Here is an 18,610-nt window from a genome sequence, read left to right as displayed (position 1 = left end):
CCCCTCTGTTCTTCTGATACCAGCTTAACAGGATAAGGGGGTATGACTCAAATCCAATTTCGGGGCTTAAGAGATACCATCGTTCCACCTCAACTGCTTTTCTTTGATTATTATCCACATAGGAAATTGTGAATTTCGCATTTTTCAAGGCGCTATCCTTATAACTCAGCCAATCAGTAATGGTTATAGGGATACCTGCTAGCCCAGGTATCAAAGTTCTTTTCCTACATTGAGTACACATTACTAATGGATAAATCACAGAAACAACTCCTTTTCCAATCAAACTATACTTAAATGAGATTCTATTATGTTTCATCCTTAGTTCTAACCATCATCCCTAAACATATTAATGAAGTAGACAAACTTATATAAGGAAGTGATGGGGATGACTCAATTGAACTCAGGATACCTTATGGAATTACACAAAAAGATTATTGAAATTCATGCCACTTCATTGCAAATGGGCATGAATCAAGAACAGAACGAGTTGTTAACAGTAATCGATAATTTATCGAGGGTGGCAGGTTGTCTTATTGATCTAAGGTTGCAGGAACTTGAAAGTGGATCGATAACTACTGTTAATCCAACTGGTTACTTAGATGGAAAAATGGATATTGCTCATACGGTCATGAAAAAATATAAGGAAACGTCAATAACTTACTAATCCCTCTATTGAGGGATTTTTACTTTTTAAGGTGTCATTCCTACCCCAACTGAAAATGGCTCGATTGGAACGAATGGAGATCATGCTATCAAAGTTCGTGGATTGACCGCTTCCTAATATGCCCGAGATTCGAGTCGTTACGTGGGACGAAAAGAGATTGCGGGATACGGTGATAATCCTGCACCCTGACCCGACAGTGGAGGAAATGATAGAGCTTACTGAGAAGATGGTATGGAGTGACAAAAAGTAAAGCCACACAGGAAAAAAATGAGCTTGCCCGGTAATACCTGAAAGAGGGAAATCCGGGCTTTTTTTGTATAAACGCTATCTGACCTGGTCATAAAGGGGAGGAATTATTTAACATGAGGAGAACTACTATACATCCATGTAAGAAAGGGGAATACGTATTTGATGCTTGCTGATACGTGGAATAATAGAATTAAAAGCATAACAGAGGGGGCTGTAAAAAAGATTCCGTATGTCGGGGCTATTGTTTCCTTTGCTATTGGGCAGTTATGGCCAACAGATAAAGCGGATATTTTTAGCCTCATTAAGGAGCAGGTAAAGGGATTAGTAGATCAAGCGATATTAGACAAAGAGATGGAGGAACGGAAGCACGAGATTGAAGGTTTAGAAGATACGATGAAGCAATATGTGGATGCTGGTAATCGTGAAAAGGGCGGCTTTATGACCTCCATGCTTACACAGTTAAATATTATGCATCATAAACTCACGGAGTCATCTAACTCCATTCATTTAATTCCCCTCACCATTACGATCGCCAATATACATTTAACGCTTCTCAGAGAAAGACTCAGTCACGGCAAAGAAATATATACCGAAGACAATACGACAGTATGGCAAAAGGATTTGACGAAGAGATATCAAGACTATCATAAATTTTTCCTTGAGATTTACCCGAAATGGAAGGCATGGAGAGAAAGTAAAATAGAGATAAAGTGGTATACAGACAAGAACGCTACTACAGTCCCTCCATTTTTTTATTGGGCAGCTCATGGGAATGCCAAAGATACATTTACAGGAAAAAGCGTCCATTACCGCGATGATTTTAATAGTATCGAAGCAACTTTTCAAGGGGTTTGCGAAGCGATCAAAGAGAGCTGGATGAATGATGCGATTGCGAAAATTGCAGCAAGTATCGCTACGACTTTTACGCTCCACCATTACTTGCCTGGGCGTGAGAGTGAACCAGCCATTGTAGACCCGAATCTTGAAACGATTTGGATGGGGCCATATAGTTTATCCATCAATGGAAATGACAGGAAGGTGTCGTATTCGGTAAATGTAACAGACCAACCAGGTGAACTTAAGCAAGTGTACATTCGTGAGTACAACTCCATTGATGGTATGCAATTGATATATACCGATCATTCAGGGAATTTTGTTGGTAATCCAAAGGGTGGAGAGCCTCATTACTTACATGCAACACAGGATAAGTATGTTACGGGCATGAAGTTGAGATTCTCTTCAGGAATTATATGTAGAGTGGAAGTTTTATTTTCAGATGGCTCAACATCTGGAATGCTTGGAAATCGTAAAAATTGGAGCGGAACCGACGTGGATGCAGTTGTAGAGTCTAATTACAAGCTTGTCTGCAGTGCTTATAAGACGGGATCTGGACCATCAGGAACGTCAGGAATTTCTGTCATAAAGCTAGGATTCAAATATAGTAACTAAGGTCTTAATGGCCGAAGTAACCAGAAACCCCATTTATAACACAAAAACAGGACTACGCAAACCGTGAAGTCCTGTTTTTGTGTTATAAACGTACCGGATTCTAGAAGATAACGCCCTAAAAAATCGAAAACCGTGACATGAGCATTACGTCATTGCTGATTGGAAATGTTAAGAAGTCTTTCATTGTCTATTGACGTTACTATTCCAACTAGAAGATCTCATGCTTGCTAAAAATCAAGTTATTTTCAGTAGGGCTTGTTTCTGCGCTAGGGTTATCAACTTGTTTTAATTTTCATTGCCAATAGGCAGATAAACAGTAAATGTAGTGCCTTCATCAGGCTGACTTGAAACGCGGATAAAACCGCCGTGGGCTCTTACAAAATGATGGGAGATGGATAATCCAAGCCCCGTACCGCCTGTATGCCGCGAGCGCGCTTCTTCTACGCGGTAAAATCGATCGAATAGGTGGAGAAGGTCCTCGGCTGGTATTCCGATACCAGTGTCGATGACCGAGACACGTGCGAATGAAGCATTCTGATCAACGACCCGGTCTTCGATTTCAACCGTAATCTTCCCTCCAGCAGCCGTGTAACGAATTGCATTGGTCAGCAAATTAATGAAAACCTGCGTGATCCGTCTCGAATCGGCCATCACGGTAATCGGCCTTGAAATCGTATGGAGGTGAACTTCCAAACCGTTTTCTTCCGCTTCGACTTTCACGTCGTCCACGATTCGTTCCAGGTGTGCCGCCAGATCGAGCGGTTTGCAATCGAGCGACAACTTGCCTGCTTCTGCCAACGACAAGACATGAAGATCTTCTACAAGCATGCTCAATCGGATCACTTCATCATGGATCCGAAGCATTTCCGGCGGGACAGGATGACCGGCCTGCTGATAATTTTCCAGTTTTAGCTGCATGATGGACAGCGGAGTACGAAGCTCGTGAGTGACATCAGCCACCAACCGCCTACGGGCATCCTCAGCTTCACGCAGGCGCAGCGTCATATCGTTGAATGTCTGGATGACTTTCCCGTATTCGTCTTTTGACTGTACAGGAACGCTCACCTCCAGATCCCCCTTTGCAACGCGTTCGATAGCGGCAATGAGCTTTCGAAGCGGGAGCGTCAGTACCCCAGAAATCCATAAGCTGAAGAATAGGCCAGTCGCTACGAAAAATCCCCATTTTCCAAGCCAAAACAACTTCATCTTGTCTATGACATATGTTTTCAAGATTTCGATTTGTTCCGCGGGCGGAGCGTTCAAAAAAGATGCACTGAATTCTTCATTCCGGAATTGATCGAACAAGGACTCCATATAAAACAGATTGGTTACGGCATGAGAGCCGCCGAGGATAAGAACGAGCAGCCCCATACAGACAAATATTTTTTGGCGTACGGTCAACGTCATGATGGTTCACCGAATCGGTAACCGAAACCGTATACCGTTTGAATATAACGAGGATTAGTTGGATCGTCTCCCAGCTTGCGGCGTAGATTTCGGATATGAGAATCCATCGTTCTTTCGTATCCCATGTACTCATCCTGCAAGGCCACTTTTAACAATTGCAAACGGCTGAAAACAATGCCGGGACGAGCTGCAAGCGTGTACAAAATTTTGAATTCGGTCGGTGTCAGTTGGATTTCCTGGCTGTCTTTTAATACCTGACATTTCGCCTCGGAAATGATCAAGTTATCTCTTTCCAAGAATATTGACCTTTCCTCAAATCCGTGTAAGCGGCGAAGTAGCGCTCGAATACGTGAAGTGAGCTCTCGCAAGCTGAATGGTTTCGTCAAATAATCGTCCGCGCCGATTTCCAGTCCGACGATTTTATCCGATTCCTCCGATCGTGCCGTGACCATAATAATGCCGCATTGCGAAGTTTGCCTGATCTCACGGCATACGTCGATACCACTTTTCTCGGGGAGCATCCAATCAAGCACGACAAGATCTGGCCGTTCAGACCGGGCAATCGTGAGCGCTTCCTTGCCGGTACGGGCAGTCAATACCTGAAATCCTTCGCGAAGCAAATAGGTCTGCATCTCATCCAACATGCCCGGTTCGTCCTCCACAAGCAACAGTTTTGCATCCATTTTCATCACATCTTTTCTATATGTAGTTTGCATCGTTGACCAAATGAAACTGCTTACCGAGATTATATCGTGATTTCTCCGGTACTTGAAGAAATCCACGCAATGAGAAGAGGATCTGCATAAGTTCTCGACATTTATTGTGTAAAGTGGCTGTGAAGGTAAAACATTTGAACCGGGAGGGTAGGCGTAATGAAAAGTGTACGCCTTGTAGGAGGTGGATTTATCAAGCTTTCCAGACTTTAGCCTGGAATTCGAACCAGATTGTATCTATAACCAACCACCTGGAGGACACTGTTTAACGACAAAGATCCTGAAATCGGAGAAACCCGACACAGCCGGATCATGGGATCGAATACGAAGAGCTTCAAATTTATCGAAAGCGAGGATTCTATGATGAGCAACTTATCCGAAAGCGGTAGTGAACCGAAAGTTGGAGATCGCGCGGTATAAATAGCTAATCTTGCTCTTATCGAACTCTTCGAGCCTTCGAGAAATTGATGGAAAAAGTTTTATATACTTAAAATTCATTCGATTTGCAAAAACAAAAGGGGAAATGAACTAATGAAAATGAAGCTAGGTTCATTCGTAATACTTTGTATGCTTGTACTTGTGCCAACTATTGCCTCCGCAGAGGTAACCAACCCTAATGTCGGATATGGACTAACCACTCCCGGGCGACTATGGGCCACGGTAGACGCGGTAGTAGGGCTGATGAGCGCGATACTCGCAGGGCTGTCTTTGGCTCGCTCCGCCGGTCGATTTGGCACAGGTAGCGGGCGACGTGGGGCCATTGTTGCCGTGGTAGTGGGGCTGATAGTCATAGCCTACGGTACGTTGCATCTGACCCTATACACGGGTAATTTCGGTACAGGAGACGGGCGAGCCGGGGCGATCGTTGCAATCGTGATGGGGCTAACCAGCGTGATTTTCGCCGGATTAACTTTGGTCCGTTCCCGGCGCCGATAGGATTGCTGGTGTATGAAATACGATTCCACGTGCGGCCTCAATACGTACTATACTATTTACGCTCCCCATAATACTGTAAGGATGCTTAGGTTTGAAGATCTACGAGAAAAATGATATGGACAAAAATGTTTAGCATACATGGGGATCAGCAGCTACTACTTCCCTAATCAGGAATGCACGTAACATAGGAGCAACTGCGAAGATTGTTTGTACCCCCCTTTGGAGACTAAGGAACAAGGACTTTATTTGAGGAGATTATCGTTCAAGCTGTAACTTGGAATACGGTTAAATCAAATAGGAGATTCAACTATATCCGTTCTTCGGAAATAGCCGAATCTCTTTCCTTTATGCTTCATTTCAGTGGTGCCTGCTTATGAGGGTATTTCAGAAAATTAGAGTATGCTAGCAATAGACATGAGTCTATGTGTTTACAGTTTTTTAATTGTGGCATATCCCCAGCGCTCAATTACGACTTTAGGGTTTACACCTTATACTAATTTCCATTCGATCATTTTTCCGATTTACCATACTAATCCCTTCATAAGGGAGCGGAAAAAGTTGATAGTTTATCTGAATCATTGTAGTCTATTCGGCAAATGTAATAAGCCGATGCTCCTATAATAGAGGGGACGGCGGTATGGAAGGGCAAAAAAAGCTTGAAGCACTGATGTACAGGGCTTGTATCGATTCGGGCCTGATTACATAGTGGTTTGTACACCTAGTACTCATAGAATGAAGTCAAGCTTTTGTAATGCAAACTTTGTTTATTAGAAAATATGATTTTATCAAGCGCTTGTTTGGACAAGATGCGAAAAAAGTGTTAAGCGGCCTTAGTCCCGTTATCCATGGAACTAAGGCCGTTTATTTTTGCCTATTACCGCCACACTAGTTCGCTATCTTAACGATTTTCCCAAATGTAGCAACAACACGGGAAAAGTAATCTCTCTCGACCATTCATCCTTTCTTTCCTTCAATCACCCTAATTTCCGCGTATTCACCTTGCTCCGCACATGAAACGCAACCTTCGTCCCTTTACCCAATACACTTCTAATCTGAAGCCCAGTCCCAAAATGCCGTATCAATCGTTGATCTGTATTGATCAATCCAACCCCCAACCTGCTGTCTGCATTTCTTTCCAATATCCGTTGCAATTGTGCCTCATCCATTCCAATCCCGTCGTCCTCAACGGTAATTTCCGCATACGTTTCATAGACAGAGACCCGGATAATAATCTTTCCTCCACGCGTGCGATTCATAATGCCATGTTTGATCGCATTTTCCACTAAAGGCTGGATCGACAGAAAAGGAACGTTTACATCCTGGCAGTTGTCGATCTCCCAATCAACCTGCAGCCTGTCTGCAAACCGAACTTTTTCAATATAGAGATAGGAGCGGACCAGACTTAGCTCGTCTTCGATTGGGATCAGCTCGTCCATGTTTTGAAACTCGAATTTATTCCGCAAAAAATGGCTGAACTCATCGAGCAAGGTGCGCATCTCGTCCAAATCAATGTCACTTAAAGCGACTACAGCATTCAAGGCATTGAAGATAAAATGAGGCTGGATTTGCGCTTGCAGCCATGCAGCTTCTAATCGCAATTGCTCTCGAACGGTTTGTTTAATCGTAGTCAGCGCCTCGATCCGCGATCTTATTTCAATGGCTTCCACTGGCTTTGTCACATAATCGTTTGCTCCCGCTAAAAAACCGCTTTGAATGTCTTTCGCTTGGCTTCTGGCGGTCAGGAGCAGAACGGGTAGCTCGGTGAGTGTAAACCGCTCGCGAATCTTTCGCGTCAGCTCATAGCCGGACATCTGTGGCATCATCACGTCGGAGATCACGAGATCCCAATCCCTTGTGTCCAGCATAGCCATTGCTTCTTTGCCGCTCGTTACCATCGATACCTCATATTCATCTGGGGGTACGATTGCTTCAAGCACTTGTAGATTGACGGGATCATCATCCACGATGAGAATGAGCGGACGTTTTCGATTCATTTCTAGGAGAGTGGTTTGCTTCGCAGCTGGTGTGACTTCCTCTTTTTCGACACTCGCTGAGACTTTATCCTGAATCGACGTAGGTTGTATGGCCAACACTTCGAAGGAGGGTGAAGCATCTTGTTCTTTCTCCGCTTCCAAACCTGCTAGCTTTAGCGAAAATGTAAATGTGGAGCCTTCACCCAAAACAGATGACGCTTCTAAAGTACCACCATGAAGATCAACCAACTGTTTGCTGATACTTAAACCTAACCCAAATCCGCCTTCAATCATGGTCGCGTTCGAATTGGCTTGCTCATAGGGACGGAAGAGGCGCTTCAGCATGTCCTGATCCATGCCGATTCCGGTGTCGGTAATCACGATATAAGCTCTTCCGTCCTTCGCAAACGCTTGAATCGAAATCATTCCATCATTCGTATATTTCACAGCATTATGAAGCAAATTGAAAAGCACTTGAATGACCCGATTTTCATCTGCCATTACAGAAGGAAAATCTTCAGGAATATGGTTTTCAATTTTGACAGCCTTCACCTCTGCATTGAATTGCAGCATGTCGATTACTCCGGTCACGATTGGCTGAATCAAAAGGGCTTTTTTCTGTAGACGAGGATTGCCTTCACGCAAGCTCTTTACATCGATCAAATCATTGAGTATCAATGTCAGCCGACGTCCGACAGATAATATCGTTTCAAGCTCTTTGATACTCCTTTCCTGCAACAAATGTCGCTCCCTTTTCAAAACAGATTGTGACAGGTTCAGAATGCCGTGAAGCGGATTTTTGAATTCATGGGAAGTGTTTGCCAAAAATTGATCCTTATGGTCATTCATTCTTTGCAGAGTTGCAGCAAGATTCTTTGTGTTCGTATGCATGTTGAAATATTCATGAAACCATACAGAGACAAAACACCCCATCGCAATAATCAGATCAAAAGGGTAGTGGACAACGCTCACTCCGATTTCCCGCCAGCTTAACGACCAGATTAAATGGTGGATCAGCGCAAGTATGGAAAAGAGCAGCAGCAGGTGGCTTTTAATATCCTTCAATATTTTTTTTATGATGGCGATGATGGTGATACCTGTTGCCACACTAACCAATAGAAAATACACCGGAAAAAGCATGATGACCTGATCAGTCGCTAAAAACAACGTAATGCCAGCAGTCCCCAAATTCATTGTCTTGTAAATCGGATAGATCCTGCTCCAATAAGGGAGTTCACGATGGTCGGTACACTCCATCAGAGCAAAGCAGCCAATAATGAGAGCTGCATTGGATAGCCGAAAATCCCAATCATAGCCGATGTAAAACAAGAGATGAAACAGCTTCTCATCCATACTTAATATATTCGAAAGGGCTGTACATAGCGTCAGCAAAGAAAAATAGAGCAGCTTCTTTTCTCGATTCCCTAGTAAAAACAAAATAAGTGAATAGGCAGCATGCATGAGAAATATAATGACCGCCAGAAGCTGCATGGAGATGGAGATTTTCATTTCCTTTGCAATGGCTTCTTCTGAACCGAATTTGATCGAGCGAATAATGCCGCTGCTTCGACTATCCATATAATTGGCCGCCTGAATGACCAGCTCGATGACGCCGTTTTCGTCGGCCGTAAAGGTTGTAGAATAAGGCAGGTTCTTCGCGATATAATCATCCTTCGATTTCGCCACTCGTCCGGATTGGGCAAGCAGTCGGCCATTCACATATAACTCTGAGGAAGAGCGCACACTTGGCACACGAATACTATAATTCAGGTCCATCTCCGGATTTACATACAGACGCAGGCGATAGGAAGCAAATCCATACGGTGTTGACTTTTCTGCATGCAATTCTTCATTCCATCCTCCTGGAACCTGTATAAGCTTTGGAGCCTCCTCGCCTGTACCTTGTTGTTGTCCACCCATCAACCATTGTGAGGGATAAAACTCCCATTCCCCATCAAGTAAGAGAATGTCACCGTCTTCTGGATTCCAACCCCGCAAATCTAATTGTCCATTCTGAATCGAGACTTGTTTTTGTTCACGAAACAATTCCATCCACACCATGCGTGAGGTAGACAGAATAACCAATAATAGGCCTATGAATAAGAAAATATGACTCTTTTTCATTTGGTATTTTGGAGAAACAGTTGCCAGGAACGTTCTCTCTCCTAATCAGTTTTGTAGTATGTTTCTATGTGAATATAGCCCCTACTGTCGCATACAGGCAAGCAGGTGTTACTCCATAATTTACCACAGCGAGCATGGTCGTGTAAGAAAAGATAGAGATGTTTCTACCAATGTAAAATCAAAAACCGCATGTCCAGCGGTCTTTTTGGCGTTTCCAATAGGGCAGACCATACAGCCCTCTTTTTTCATATTTGTAAAATATTTTACCCATCCCTTTTTCCCACCCATGATAAGATTGTGAAAAATTAAAACATTTCAGAAAGTAAAGACAGAAATACTGCTCAAGCACCAACAAAGGAATGATTCCATGTCAATTCAATGGAACCTCGTAAAAACCGAGGCAGCCACGTATTTGCAGAAGCTGATCCAAATCAATACAACGAATCCACCAGGCAATGAGCTGGAAGCAGCCCGTTATCTGGCAGAGCTCGCCCGTGAGAACGGTCTTCATGCCGAGATCCAAGAAACAGCCGAGGGGAGAGGCAATCTGCTCATCTCCTATCAACAGAGTGCGGCTCAGGCACTAGAAGCCCCGGAAAGCAGCTCACTGCTTCTGCTTTCGCACCTGGACGTGGTTGGTGCTGATGAACATGACTGGGAACATGGGCCCTTTTCCGGCGAGATCGTGGATGATGTCCTCTGGGGACGCGGAACGATTGACACCAAACAGCTGACCATCATGGAGCTGATGGCGCTGATCCTGTTGAAGCGGGAAAATCGTACCTTCCCAAAAGACATCCTGCTGGTCGCCACAGCAGACGAAGAAAGCGGCAGCACCTATGGCCTTCTCGAACTGCTGAAAACACACGGTGAACTCTTCCGCAACAAGCATGTCATCAGCGAAGGTGGCGGTTTTCCCATCTTGGTAAACGGGATTCCCCACTATCTGTGTGAGACAGGACAAAAAGGAATCTGCCAAATCACGTTCTATGTGGAAAAAAGTCAGTCGACTCCGTACTACGTAGACAATCGCCCAATGCATGCTGCAGCCAAACTGGTGCGGCGGATCACACAATTCCGCTGGGCGGAGGAGACACCGAAGACCACGCGTTACCTCCTGGATGAATTGCTGCAAAGCTGTCAGCTGGGAGAGGCAAGCTCAGCCCCACTGGCAGAGAAGCTGCGCCTCTTGCAGCCGCATGTCAGTCCATTCATGGATAATGTTCTGCGCGCCATGACCGAAAACACAATGGCACCCACCATCTGGAAGGGGGGCAGGCTGGCTCGGCAGCCACAAGGCGAAACCGTCATCTGTGTGGATTGCCGTCTACTGCCGGGAGTTATGAGAGAAATGGTCGAGAAGAAGCTGGCGCAATTGGTGCAGGACCTGCCTGTGACCTGGCAGATTGTGAGCTTTGCCCAAGGGTACGAGACGGATTTTGAAGGTCCGTTGTTTGATTGGTTTGATCGAAAGGTGCGAGCGGAGATTGCGGGCAGCAAAGTGGTGCCGTTCATCGCAACGGGCAGCAGCGACGGCCGTCATCTTTTGCCTTACCGCTCTCGGGTGTTCGGTTTTTCTCCCATGCTTCCCGATGTCACATTTGAAAAGGTGCTTCCGTTGGTGCATGGAGTAAACGAGCGCATCCCGCTGGACTCACTGGTGTTTGGAGTCAAGATTTTATACGAAGCGATTGGCCAATTCATGGCGGAAGGGGAGTAATCAGGTGCAGGAAAAATATCAGATTGCTAAGGAAAAATTGGACCATGCCGTGACCCTGCTGGAAAAGGCGGGGGTGGATTCCTGGCTGGTGCTGACGAGAGAAGGCTCGGACCCATGCATGCCGCTATTGTTTGGCATCCGTTCGTTTCATACCGCAGCGATCTTTATCAACCGGACTGGTCAGCACAAGGTCATTGCAACGGTGAGTGACAAAGGAAATTACGAGGGAACCGGTTTGTTCGCGGAGGTGATTCCGTATTACTCCAGTCTGGATGAGGTTTTTGTGCAGGAGCTGGAAAAGCTGGCCCCACAAAAGCTGGCGCTCAATATTTCCAACCACGATCATTTGTGCGACGGCTTGACGCTTGGATTATATCTGTGGTTAGAGGAGCTGCTAGGCCAAGAGCGCTTGCAGGCAATCGAGGTGTCGAGCGAAGCGATCCTGAAGGAGCTGCGAAGCGTGAAGTCTCCTGCTGAGATCACCTGCATGCAGGAAGCAGTAGACGCTACCATCGAGATATACGAGGAAGTATTTTCCCAAATCAAGTGCGGTATGACAGAAATAGAAATCGGCGAGCTGTTCGTGCAAGGGATGAAAAAGCGCGGTCTCTCCAATGGTTTGGGCAATCCGCATGATCCACCGCTCGTTTGTACAGTACGAAATGGGTTGGCCCATCGGAAGCCGGGAGACCATAAGACGATCCCGGGAGACATAGTGATCATCGATTTTTCGCTCAAGGTGAAAGACTATGTCTCGGATATCGCCAGAACGGTGTATTTGCTGAAGCCAGGCGAGAAAGAAGCGCCGGAAGAGATCCAGCGAGCGTTCCGCACCGCGATCGACGCGATTACGCAAGCCATTCAATTCATCCGGCCGGGCGTGCAGGGCTGGGAGGTAGATGCCGTAGCGCGTCAGGTGATCGAAGCGGCTGGCTATCCGACGATTCGCCATTCCACAGGACATCAGGTAGGCAGAGAAACACACGACGGGGGAACGACGCTGGGGCCGCGCCGCACACCGCCAAGACCAGCTGTCGAAGGAACCGTGCAGATCGGAGAGATTTACGCCATCGAGCCTACGGTGATTCAAGACGATGGTTTGCCCTGCATCCTCGTGGAAGAAAACGTACTCATCACGGATGAAGGCGCGAAAGTGTTGAGCAAAAGGCAGCTGGAGCTGGTGACCATCGCTTGTGGATCTTAGGAGGATATCATGTCTTCGATCGAGTGGACGAATGAGCTGGAAGAGAAAACGGTAGTGCATTTTAAAGAGCTGATCCGCATCAACACATCGGCCCCTGCTGGAAATGAGACAGAAGCAGCGCGCTATATCGCCGAGGTGCTGCGCGCTGAGGGGATCGAGAGCACGATCGTGGAAAGCGAGCCAGGACGAGGCAATCTTCTCGCCAAGCTGAAGGGAGCCAAAAGCCAAGAACGCCCGATCTTGCTGATCAGCCACTTGGATGTGGTGCCAGCGTCTGAAGAAGATTGGATGCATCCCCCTTTTGCCGCTGTCGAAGAAGAGGGGTGGATTTACGGAAGGGGAGCACTGGATACCAAAAATCTAGTGGCTATGGAGCTGATGGCGTTCATCCTGCTAAAGCGAGCTTCCACGACAAACGCACTGAACCGAGATGTGTATTTCTTCGCCACTGCCGATGAAGAGCAAGGCAGCAGGAAGGGCATGGAATATCTCGTTCGAGAGCATCCAGAGTGGTTTCCCGGAGGATGGGTGATCAACGAAGGCGGAGGCTTTTATCTGGCAGACGGCGACAAAGACTACATGCTCATCACAGCCGGGGAAAAAGGAGTATGCAAAGCTACGCTTCTTGCCACGGGGCAAGGCGGCCACGCATCTTGTCCACCAGAAGGGCAGGCCATTGAAAAGCTGGCCAGAGCGATCGAGCACATCACCGCACATACGTTCCCGGAAGAAGCTGTAGGAGTAGGCAAGCGATTTTTGGAAACGATGGGTGAATCGCGAATGGCAAGCGATCCCACGTTGCAGCATTTGCGTCACTATGTGCTGCGAAACAGCGTCACTGTCAATTCCGTTGAGGTAGGGCAGCGGATCAATGTTATTGCCTACAAGGCTCAGGCACAGATCGAATTTCGACTTTTGCCTCACGTCAGCCAGTCAGCCGTGGAAGAGCTGCTCCAGAAATGGTGCACAGCATTTGGAATCAGCTACCAGATCGACAGCTTTGAACCAGGCTTTGAAAGCAGGCTGGAGGATTCCGCACTCGTGACGGCATTTGCGTTCAGATTGCGTGAGCATGATCCGGGCGTCACGCTGCTGCCGATTCTCGCTCTGGGTAGAACAGACGGACGTTTTTTAGGGACGAGAGGGTCAGATGTGTACGGGTTTTCACCGCTTCTGCCGCAGCTACCCTTCGCAGATGTGTTGCGAAAAGTACATAACCACAACGAAGCGATCACAGTCAGCTCTCTGTTATTTGGCACCAAATTGATTGCCGAAACATTGCGACAGATTTGTTTGGATTCGTAAGGGAGGGAAAGACGATGAACTACGTCATCCATCAACAAAAAATGGAACAAGCCGTGCGTTATTTGCAGGAGGGTGATATCGACCTGTGGCTGATCCTGACCAGCGAGGGCAGCGATCCCTGCCTGCCCTTGATTACGGGTGTGAAGTCCGTAGGCCCGGCAGCGTTTCTCATCTGCAAGGACGGCAAAAAGTACGCGATGTGCAGCAGGATCGATGCCCAGGATATCGAGGAGTCAGGCTTGTTTGATGAGGTGCTCAAATACTCGACGGAATTGGGTGAAACTCTGCGAGAGTTCGTGACGCAGCATCAGCCAAAGACTATCGCGCTGAATTACTCGCGCAAGGAAAATCTGGCGGACGGTTTGACGACCGGACGTTATCGCTGGCTGCGCAATGTGTTGAAGGATTGCTATTCCGGCGAATTCACTTCTTCTGAACGATTTCTGGAAAAGCTGCGCAGCATCAAGACACCACTGGAGATCGAGAGAATCAAGCAAGCTATCGTCGTCACGCAGGAGATTTACGACGAGATTTTTACGCAATTGCGGGCAGGCATGTCGGAGATCGAGATTGGGCAGCTGTTCGTCAAGGAAATGGAGAAGCGCGAGGTGGTCAATGGCGTAGACCGTACCCTTTCCATGCCAATCGTTATGAAAGAGCGGATCGCTCACCGACCGCCGGGAGAAGCCATCGTGGCTCCAGGGGATTTGGTCATCATGGATTTTTCGGTGGATGTCGAGGGATACGTCTCTGATATCGCCCGGACGGTTTACTTTCTCAAGCCGGGAGAGACCAAAGCGCCAGCCCATATCCAGGCGGCCTTCGATGCGGCCCATGCAGCGATTACTGCGGCAGGAGAAGCCTTGAAGCCAGGAGTTCAGGGCTATGAGGTCGATCTGGTCGCACGCAATCTGCTGCTGGACAGAGGAATGCCGGAGATCACTCATGCTACTGGTCATCAGATCGGTCGCGACGTCCATGACGGAGGAACGCTGCTTGGTCCGAGATGGGAGCGCTACGGCCATGCGCCATACGGATTGGTGGAGCCAGGCATGGTGTTCACGCTGGAGCCAACGATTTTGCCAGAAGACGGGCCGACCTTCATCGTTGAGGAAAATGTCCTGGTCACCGAAGCGGGCATCGAATACCTCACTGAACGTCAGGACGAACTGATCCTCATTCCATAAAAAGTAAACAAAAAAGCAAAAAGGCGGTGATTACATCGTGGGAAGCTATATTGTTCGTCGGCTGCTGCAGGCCGTTCCCATCCTGATCGGGATTACCTTGCTCACCTTCTTCATCATGCAACTGGCGCCGGGGAATCCCATGCAAACCATGATCAACCCGAAAATCCCGCTGAGTGAGATGCAAAAGGTGCAAGAGGAGCTGGGCTTCAACAAGCCGGTCATCTACCAGTACTTCAACTGGCTGAAAGAAATTTTGCAGGGCAATCTCGGCTACACGATCAAGACAGGTCAGCCTGTGACGCAATTGATACTGGAGCGGCTGCCTGCGACGCTGCTCCTCACCTGTACGGCATTTCTGCTCAGCTTTGTCATCGGCATTCCGCTGGGGGTGTACTCTGCGCTGCACCGCAACAAAACGCCTGATTACGTATTAACGGTAGTGTCTCTGGTGGGCATTTCCATCCCGTCGTTTTTCTTCGGTTTGGGCTTGATCTTCCTCTTTGCGTTAAAGCTCGGGTGGTTCCCAACCTCGGGGATGAAAACGATCGGAAAAGATCTGACCGGATTCGCCTTGTACATCGACTACGCCAAACATATCATTTTACCTGCCTCAGTTTTGGCACTGCCTACTGTTGCTGTCGTCATGCGATTTACCAGATCCAGCCTGCTGGAGGTCTTCTCGATGGACTTCATCCGGACGGCGCACGCAAAAGGTCTGAGCAAAAGCGTGGTCATCTTCAAGCATGCTCTGCGTAATGCATTAATTCCCGTTATTACGATCTTTGGACTTTCAATCCCGTTTTTGTTTGGCGGCGCCTATATAACGGAGCACATTTTTAACTGGCCAGGGATGGGCAGCCTGGGGATATCCTCTATTGTGGGCCGTGAGTATCCGGTGATCATGGCCTTGAATCTGTTCACCTCGATTCTGGTGCTGGCGGGCAATCTGATCGCCGATATTTCCTACGCTTGGGCCGATCCGCGGATTCGATATTCGTAAGGGGAGATGAACATGAGCCAACATGCAGATCTTGCAAGCAACACCGCGGTAAACGAAACCATCTCTTCCCTGAAAAAAGACAGTATCGTCGCGGAAGCCTGGAAACGATTCAAAAAGAACAGATTGGCGATGGTCGGAGGCATGATCCTCTGTCTGCTCGTATTGACTGCCGTATTCGCGCCGTTGATCTCTCCCTATGATCCTTATTCATCAGTAAAAAATCAGACGGGGATGCTCAATGTGATGGCACCGCCCTCCGGGGAGCATTGGCTGGGAACGGACAGCCTGGGGAGGGATATTCTCAGCAGGCTGATCTACGGTGGACGTATTTCCTTGAGCGTCGCATTGGTCGCAGTCGCGATCTCCACAGGAATTGGGGTACTCCTCGGCTTGCTGGCAGGGTACTACGGAAAATGGGTGGATGCCGTCATCATGCGCGTTACAGACATCGTGATCTGTTTTCCGGTTCTCTTCCTTGTGATCTCCGTCTCCACCATGCTGACGCCAAGCATTTACAATGTCATGATCATCATTGGTCTGGTCAGCTGGACGACCATGACGCGCTTGGTGAGGGGAGAGGTACTGAGAATCCGGGAGATGGAGTACGTGGAAGCAGTACGGGCACTGGGACAAAACAATCTGGTGATCGTGTTTAAACACGTCTTGCCGAACATCATGGCACCCATCACGGTTCAGGCAACCCTGCAAACAGCAGAAGCCATTCTGACAGAATCAGCCTTGAGCTTTTTGGGCGTGGGTGTGCAGCAGCCGATCCCGAGCTGGGGGAACATGCTGCAGGATGCGACGTCGATCATGGTGCTTCAGTTCAAGCCGTGGATTTGGGCACCACCCGGAATTGCCATTTTACTGACGATCCTCTCGATCAATCTGGTCGGGGACGGACTGCGCGATGCGCTTGATCCAAAGACAAAAAACTAGGGGGTATTTCAGGTGAAAAAAGGATCTTTTGTAGCACTTCTCCTTTCTGCAGTCCTCTTCGCGATAACTGGCTGCTCTTCTTCATCCAGTCCAGAGCCACAGCCACAGCAACAGACACAGACTCCAGCCAGTCCCACGGAGACAGCGGCGCCGAAAGAAGGCGGAAATCTTACTATCGCCTCGGAAAGTGAGCCAGGCAATCTCAATCCTCATATTTGGGCCACGTCATCCGATACGTTTGTGACACATATGATTTTTGATTCGCTGGTCATTCCCGACAAAGAGTTGAAAATGGTTGGAAGTCTGGCAGAGAAATGGGACGTATCCGAAGATGGCAAAACGTATACGTTTCATCTGCAAAAGAACGTGAAGTGGCATGATGGAACACCTTTTACCGCAAAAGATGTTGCCTTTACCTTTTCTTCGCTAGCTAAGCCAGATTATGATGCTGGCGGTTACTGGCGGGTATCCCCTGTCGTCGGAGCGGAAGAAGTGCGAGACGGGAAAGCGCAAGAGGTGTCCGGAATCAAAGTGATTGACGACAACACGATTTCCTTTACGACCACCGATAAATTCGCACCGTTCATCTCAGGTCTGTTTATCGGGATCGTGCCAGAGCATCTTCTGAAGGACGTGTCGCCTAAGGAGTGGGCGAAACACGAGTTTAACCGCAATCCTGTTGGTACTGGACCGTTCCAGTTCGTCAAGTGGGAATCCGGGCAGTACATTGAGTTGAAAGCCAACAAAGACTACTTCAAGGGAGCACCCAAGCTGGACAAAATCGTTGCGCGCTTTGGTGATACCAACACCATGCTGGCTGCCTTCATCAATCGGGAGGTAGATGTGGCGCCTGTGCCGATCGCCGAGATTCCGAGTATTCAGACACTCGATTACGCGGATTTGAAGCTCGCGAATCAGCTGAGCATGTACTACATCGGCTTCAATGCGCTCAATGAGCATTTTCAGGATAAAAAAGTGCGTCTGGCCTTGGCTCACGCAATCGACAAGGCGTCCATTGTAGGCTCGATTTTGGGTGAATACGGCAAAGTCTCATTCGATATCTTCCCGTCCAATCACTGGTCCCATAATCCAAACCTGCCTCAGTATCCTTTTGATCCGGCCAAAGCGGAAGCCCTGCTGCAGGAAGCGGGCTATGCAAAGAACGGAAAAGGCATGTATGAAAAGGGAGGCAAGCAGCTGACCTTTACGCTGGAAGTACCGACAGGGAAAACAGAACGGGAAAAAACGGCTGCTCTGATCAAACAAAATTTTGAGCAGATTGGTGTGAACATGGAGCTGCGAGCGCTCGATTTCCCAACACTGGTCACCAAGCTACTGCCGAAAAATGCGGATGGCACACAGCGTAAGGTAACAGCCGATGATTATCATGCTTACATTCTCGGCTTTGGTGTGGAAGCAGATCCAGATGAGTACCGCAGCTACTTCGGCAGCAAATACATGCCGCCAAATGGCTACAATTTCGTGAGCTATTCCGATCCTCAAGTGGATCAGCTGTTGGAGCAGCAAGTCGCCGAAGTCGATGTGGAAAAACGGAAGAGCATCTTCTGGGAAGTAGGCAAAAAGCTGGCCGAGGACGAGATTTGGATTCCGCTGTACGAGCAGGAAGCTCCCTATGTGGCGAACAAGAGACTCGTTGGTTTTGAACCTGATTTCCGAGGTCCTACGTTCAACGCGAAGGATTGGGCCGTCAGCGAATAAGCAAGGTGAAGCAGCTCCCTC

14 protein-coding genes are annotated in these 18,610 nt (G+C 47.8%); 10 read left to right on the top strand and 4 right to left on the bottom strand.

Annotation, left to right across the window (positions count from 1 at the left end; translation table 11 throughout):
- Nucleotides 1-259: hypothetical protein (locus tag JZI27_RS07690; protein ID WP_280207206.1), on the bottom strand; the 259-nt coding region annotated here is incomplete at its 3' end.
- Nucleotides 260-385: 126 nt separating this feature from the next.
- On the opposite strand from JZI27_RS07690, the gene JZI27_RS07685 reads away from it, so the two are divergent.
- Nucleotides 386-664, top strand: a complete 279-nt coding sequence (locus JZI27_RS07685; RefSeq protein ID WP_280207205.1) for a hypothetical protein — start codon at nt 386-388, stop codon at nt 662-664.
- A 411-nt stretch (nt 665-1,075) separates the two neighbouring features.
- On the top strand, nt 1,076-2,362 hold the full coding sequence (locus JZI27_RS07680) for an insecticidal delta-endotoxin Cry8Ea1 family protein (RefSeq protein ID WP_280207208.1): 1,287 nt from the start codon (nt 1,076-1,078) through the stop codon (nt 2,360-2,362).
- Nucleotides 2,363-2,647: 285 nt separating this feature from the next.
- On the opposite strand, the gene JZI27_RS07675 is transcribed toward JZI27_RS07680, so the two are convergent.
- Both JZI27_RS07675 and JZI27_RS07670 read right to left on the bottom strand, forming a co-directional pair.
- Entirely contained in the window at nt 2,648-3,769 is a 1,122-nt protein-coding gene (locus tag JZI27_RS07675) for a sensor histidine kinase (protein WP_280207204.1), read from the bottom strand.
- Nucleotides 3,766-4,452, bottom strand: coding sequence for a response regulator transcription factor (locus JZI27_RS07670; protein WP_280207203.1), 687 nt, complete (start codon nt 4,450-4,452; stop codon nt 3,766-3,768). Before JZI27_RS07670 ends, JZI27_RS07675 begins: the two co-directional genes overlap by 4 nt.
- 561 nt (nt 4,453-5,013) lie before the next feature.
- Between JZI27_RS07670 and JZI27_RS07665 the strand changes: the two genes are divergently transcribed.
- Complete coding sequence (locus JZI27_RS07665) at nt 5,014-5,418, top strand: DUF6223 family protein (protein ID WP_280207202.1); 405 nt, start codon at nt 5,014-5,016, stop codon at nt 5,416-5,418.
- A 974-nt stretch (nt 5,419-6,392) separates the two neighbouring features.
- On the opposite strand, the gene JZI27_RS07660 is transcribed toward JZI27_RS07665, so the two are convergent.
- Nucleotides 6,393-9,515: a hybrid sensor histidine kinase/response regulator gene (locus JZI27_RS07660; protein ID WP_280207201.1), complete on the bottom strand. Its 3,123-nt coding sequence runs from the start codon at nt 9,513-9,515 to the stop codon at nt 6,393-6,395.
- A gap of 367 nt (nt 9,516-9,882) precedes the next feature.
- Between JZI27_RS07660 and JZI27_RS07655 the strand changes: the two genes are divergently transcribed.
- The 7 genes from JZI27_RS07655 to JZI27_RS07625 are packed head-to-tail and all read left to right on the top strand — an operon-like array spanning nt 9,883 to nt 18,589.
- Nucleotides 9,883-11,235: a M20/M25/M40 family metallo-hydrolase gene (locus JZI27_RS07655; protein WP_280207200.1), complete on the top strand. Its 1,353-nt coding sequence runs from the start codon at nt 9,883-9,885 to the stop codon at nt 11,233-11,235.
- A 4-nt stretch (nt 11,236-11,239) separates the two neighbouring features.
- Nucleotides 11,240-12,439, top strand: coding sequence for a M24 family metallopeptidase (locus JZI27_RS07650; RefSeq protein WP_280207199.1), 1,200 nt, complete (start codon nt 11,240-11,242; stop codon nt 12,437-12,439).
- Nucleotides 12,440-12,448: 9 nt separating this feature from the next.
- Entirely contained in the window at nt 12,449-13,744 is a 1,296-nt protein-coding gene (locus JZI27_RS07645) for a M20/M25/M40 family metallo-hydrolase (protein WP_280207198.1), read from the top strand.
- 14 nt (nt 13,745-13,758) lie between these two features.
- Nucleotides 13,759-14,931, top strand: a complete 1,173-nt coding sequence (locus tag JZI27_RS07640; protein ID WP_122910710.1) for a M24 family metallopeptidase — start codon at nt 13,759-13,761, stop codon at nt 14,929-14,931.
- 37 nt (nt 14,932-14,968) lie between these two features.
- A complete protein-coding gene (locus tag JZI27_RS07635; protein ID WP_122910711.1) occupies nt 14,969-15,931 on the top strand; it encodes an ABC transporter permease in 963 nt (320 codons plus the stop codon).
- Between the two features lie 12 nt (nt 15,932-15,943).
- Nucleotides 15,944-16,870: an oligopeptide ABC transporter permease gene (gene opp4C, locus JZI27_RS07630; RefSeq protein WP_183185220.1), complete on the top strand. Its 927-nt coding sequence runs from the start codon at nt 15,944-15,946 to the stop codon at nt 16,868-16,870.
- 12 nt (nt 16,871-16,882) lie between these two features.
- Entirely contained in the window at nt 16,883-18,589 is a 1,707-nt protein-coding gene (locus JZI27_RS07625; protein ID WP_122910712.1) for an ABC transporter substrate-binding protein, read from the top strand.
- Nucleotides 18,590-18,610: the final 21 nt, after the last annotated feature.

It is taken from the genome of Brevibacillus sp. AY1, assembly GCF_029870785.1.
GTDB lineage: Bacteria > Bacillota > Bacilli > Brevibacillales > Brevibacillaceae > Brevibacillus > Brevibacillus invocatus.
This window is presented reverse-complemented; position numbering and strand designations above follow the sequence as displayed.

What these genes read in the sequence shown, in the direction of transcription:
- JZI27_RS07680 (WP_280207208.1), top strand. Translation starts at nt 1,076, where the DNA reads ATGCTTGCTGATACGTGGAATAATAGAATTAAAAGCATAACAGAGGGG.
- JZI27_RS07685 (WP_280207205.1), top strand. Translation starts at nt 386, where the DNA reads ATGACTCAATTGAACTCAGGATACCTTATGGAATTACACAAAAAGATT.
- JZI27_RS07655 (WP_280207200.1), top strand. Translation starts at nt 9,883, where the DNA reads ATGTCAATTCAATGGAACCTCGTAAAAACCGAGGCAGCCACGTATTTG.
- JZI27_RS07660 (WP_280207201.1), bottom strand. Translation starts at nt 9,515, where the DNA reads ATGAAAAAGAGTCATATTTTCTTATTCATAGGCCTATTATTGGTTATT.
- opp4C (WP_183185220.1), top strand. Translation starts at nt 15,944, where the DNA reads ATGAGCCAACATGCAGATCTTGCAAGCAACACCGCGGTAAACGAAACC.
- JZI27_RS07640 (WP_122910710.1), top strand. Translation starts at nt 13,759, where the DNA reads ATGAACTACGTCATCCATCAACAAAAAATGGAACAAGCCGTGCGTTAT.
- JZI27_RS07670 (WP_280207203.1), bottom strand. Translation starts at nt 4,452, where the DNA reads ATGGATGCAAAACTGTTGCTTGTGGAGGACGAACCGGGCATGTTGGAT.
- JZI27_RS07675 (WP_280207204.1), bottom strand. Translation starts at nt 3,769, where the DNA reads ATGACGTTGACCGTACGCCAAAAAATATTTGTCTGTATGGGGCTGCTC.
- JZI27_RS07645 (WP_280207198.1), top strand. Translation starts at nt 12,449, where the DNA reads ATGTCTTCGATCGAGTGGACGAATGAGCTGGAAGAGAAAACGGTAGTG.
- JZI27_RS07665 (WP_280207202.1), top strand. Translation starts at nt 5,014, where the DNA reads ATGAAAATGAAGCTAGGTTCATTCGTAATACTTTGTATGCTTGTACTT.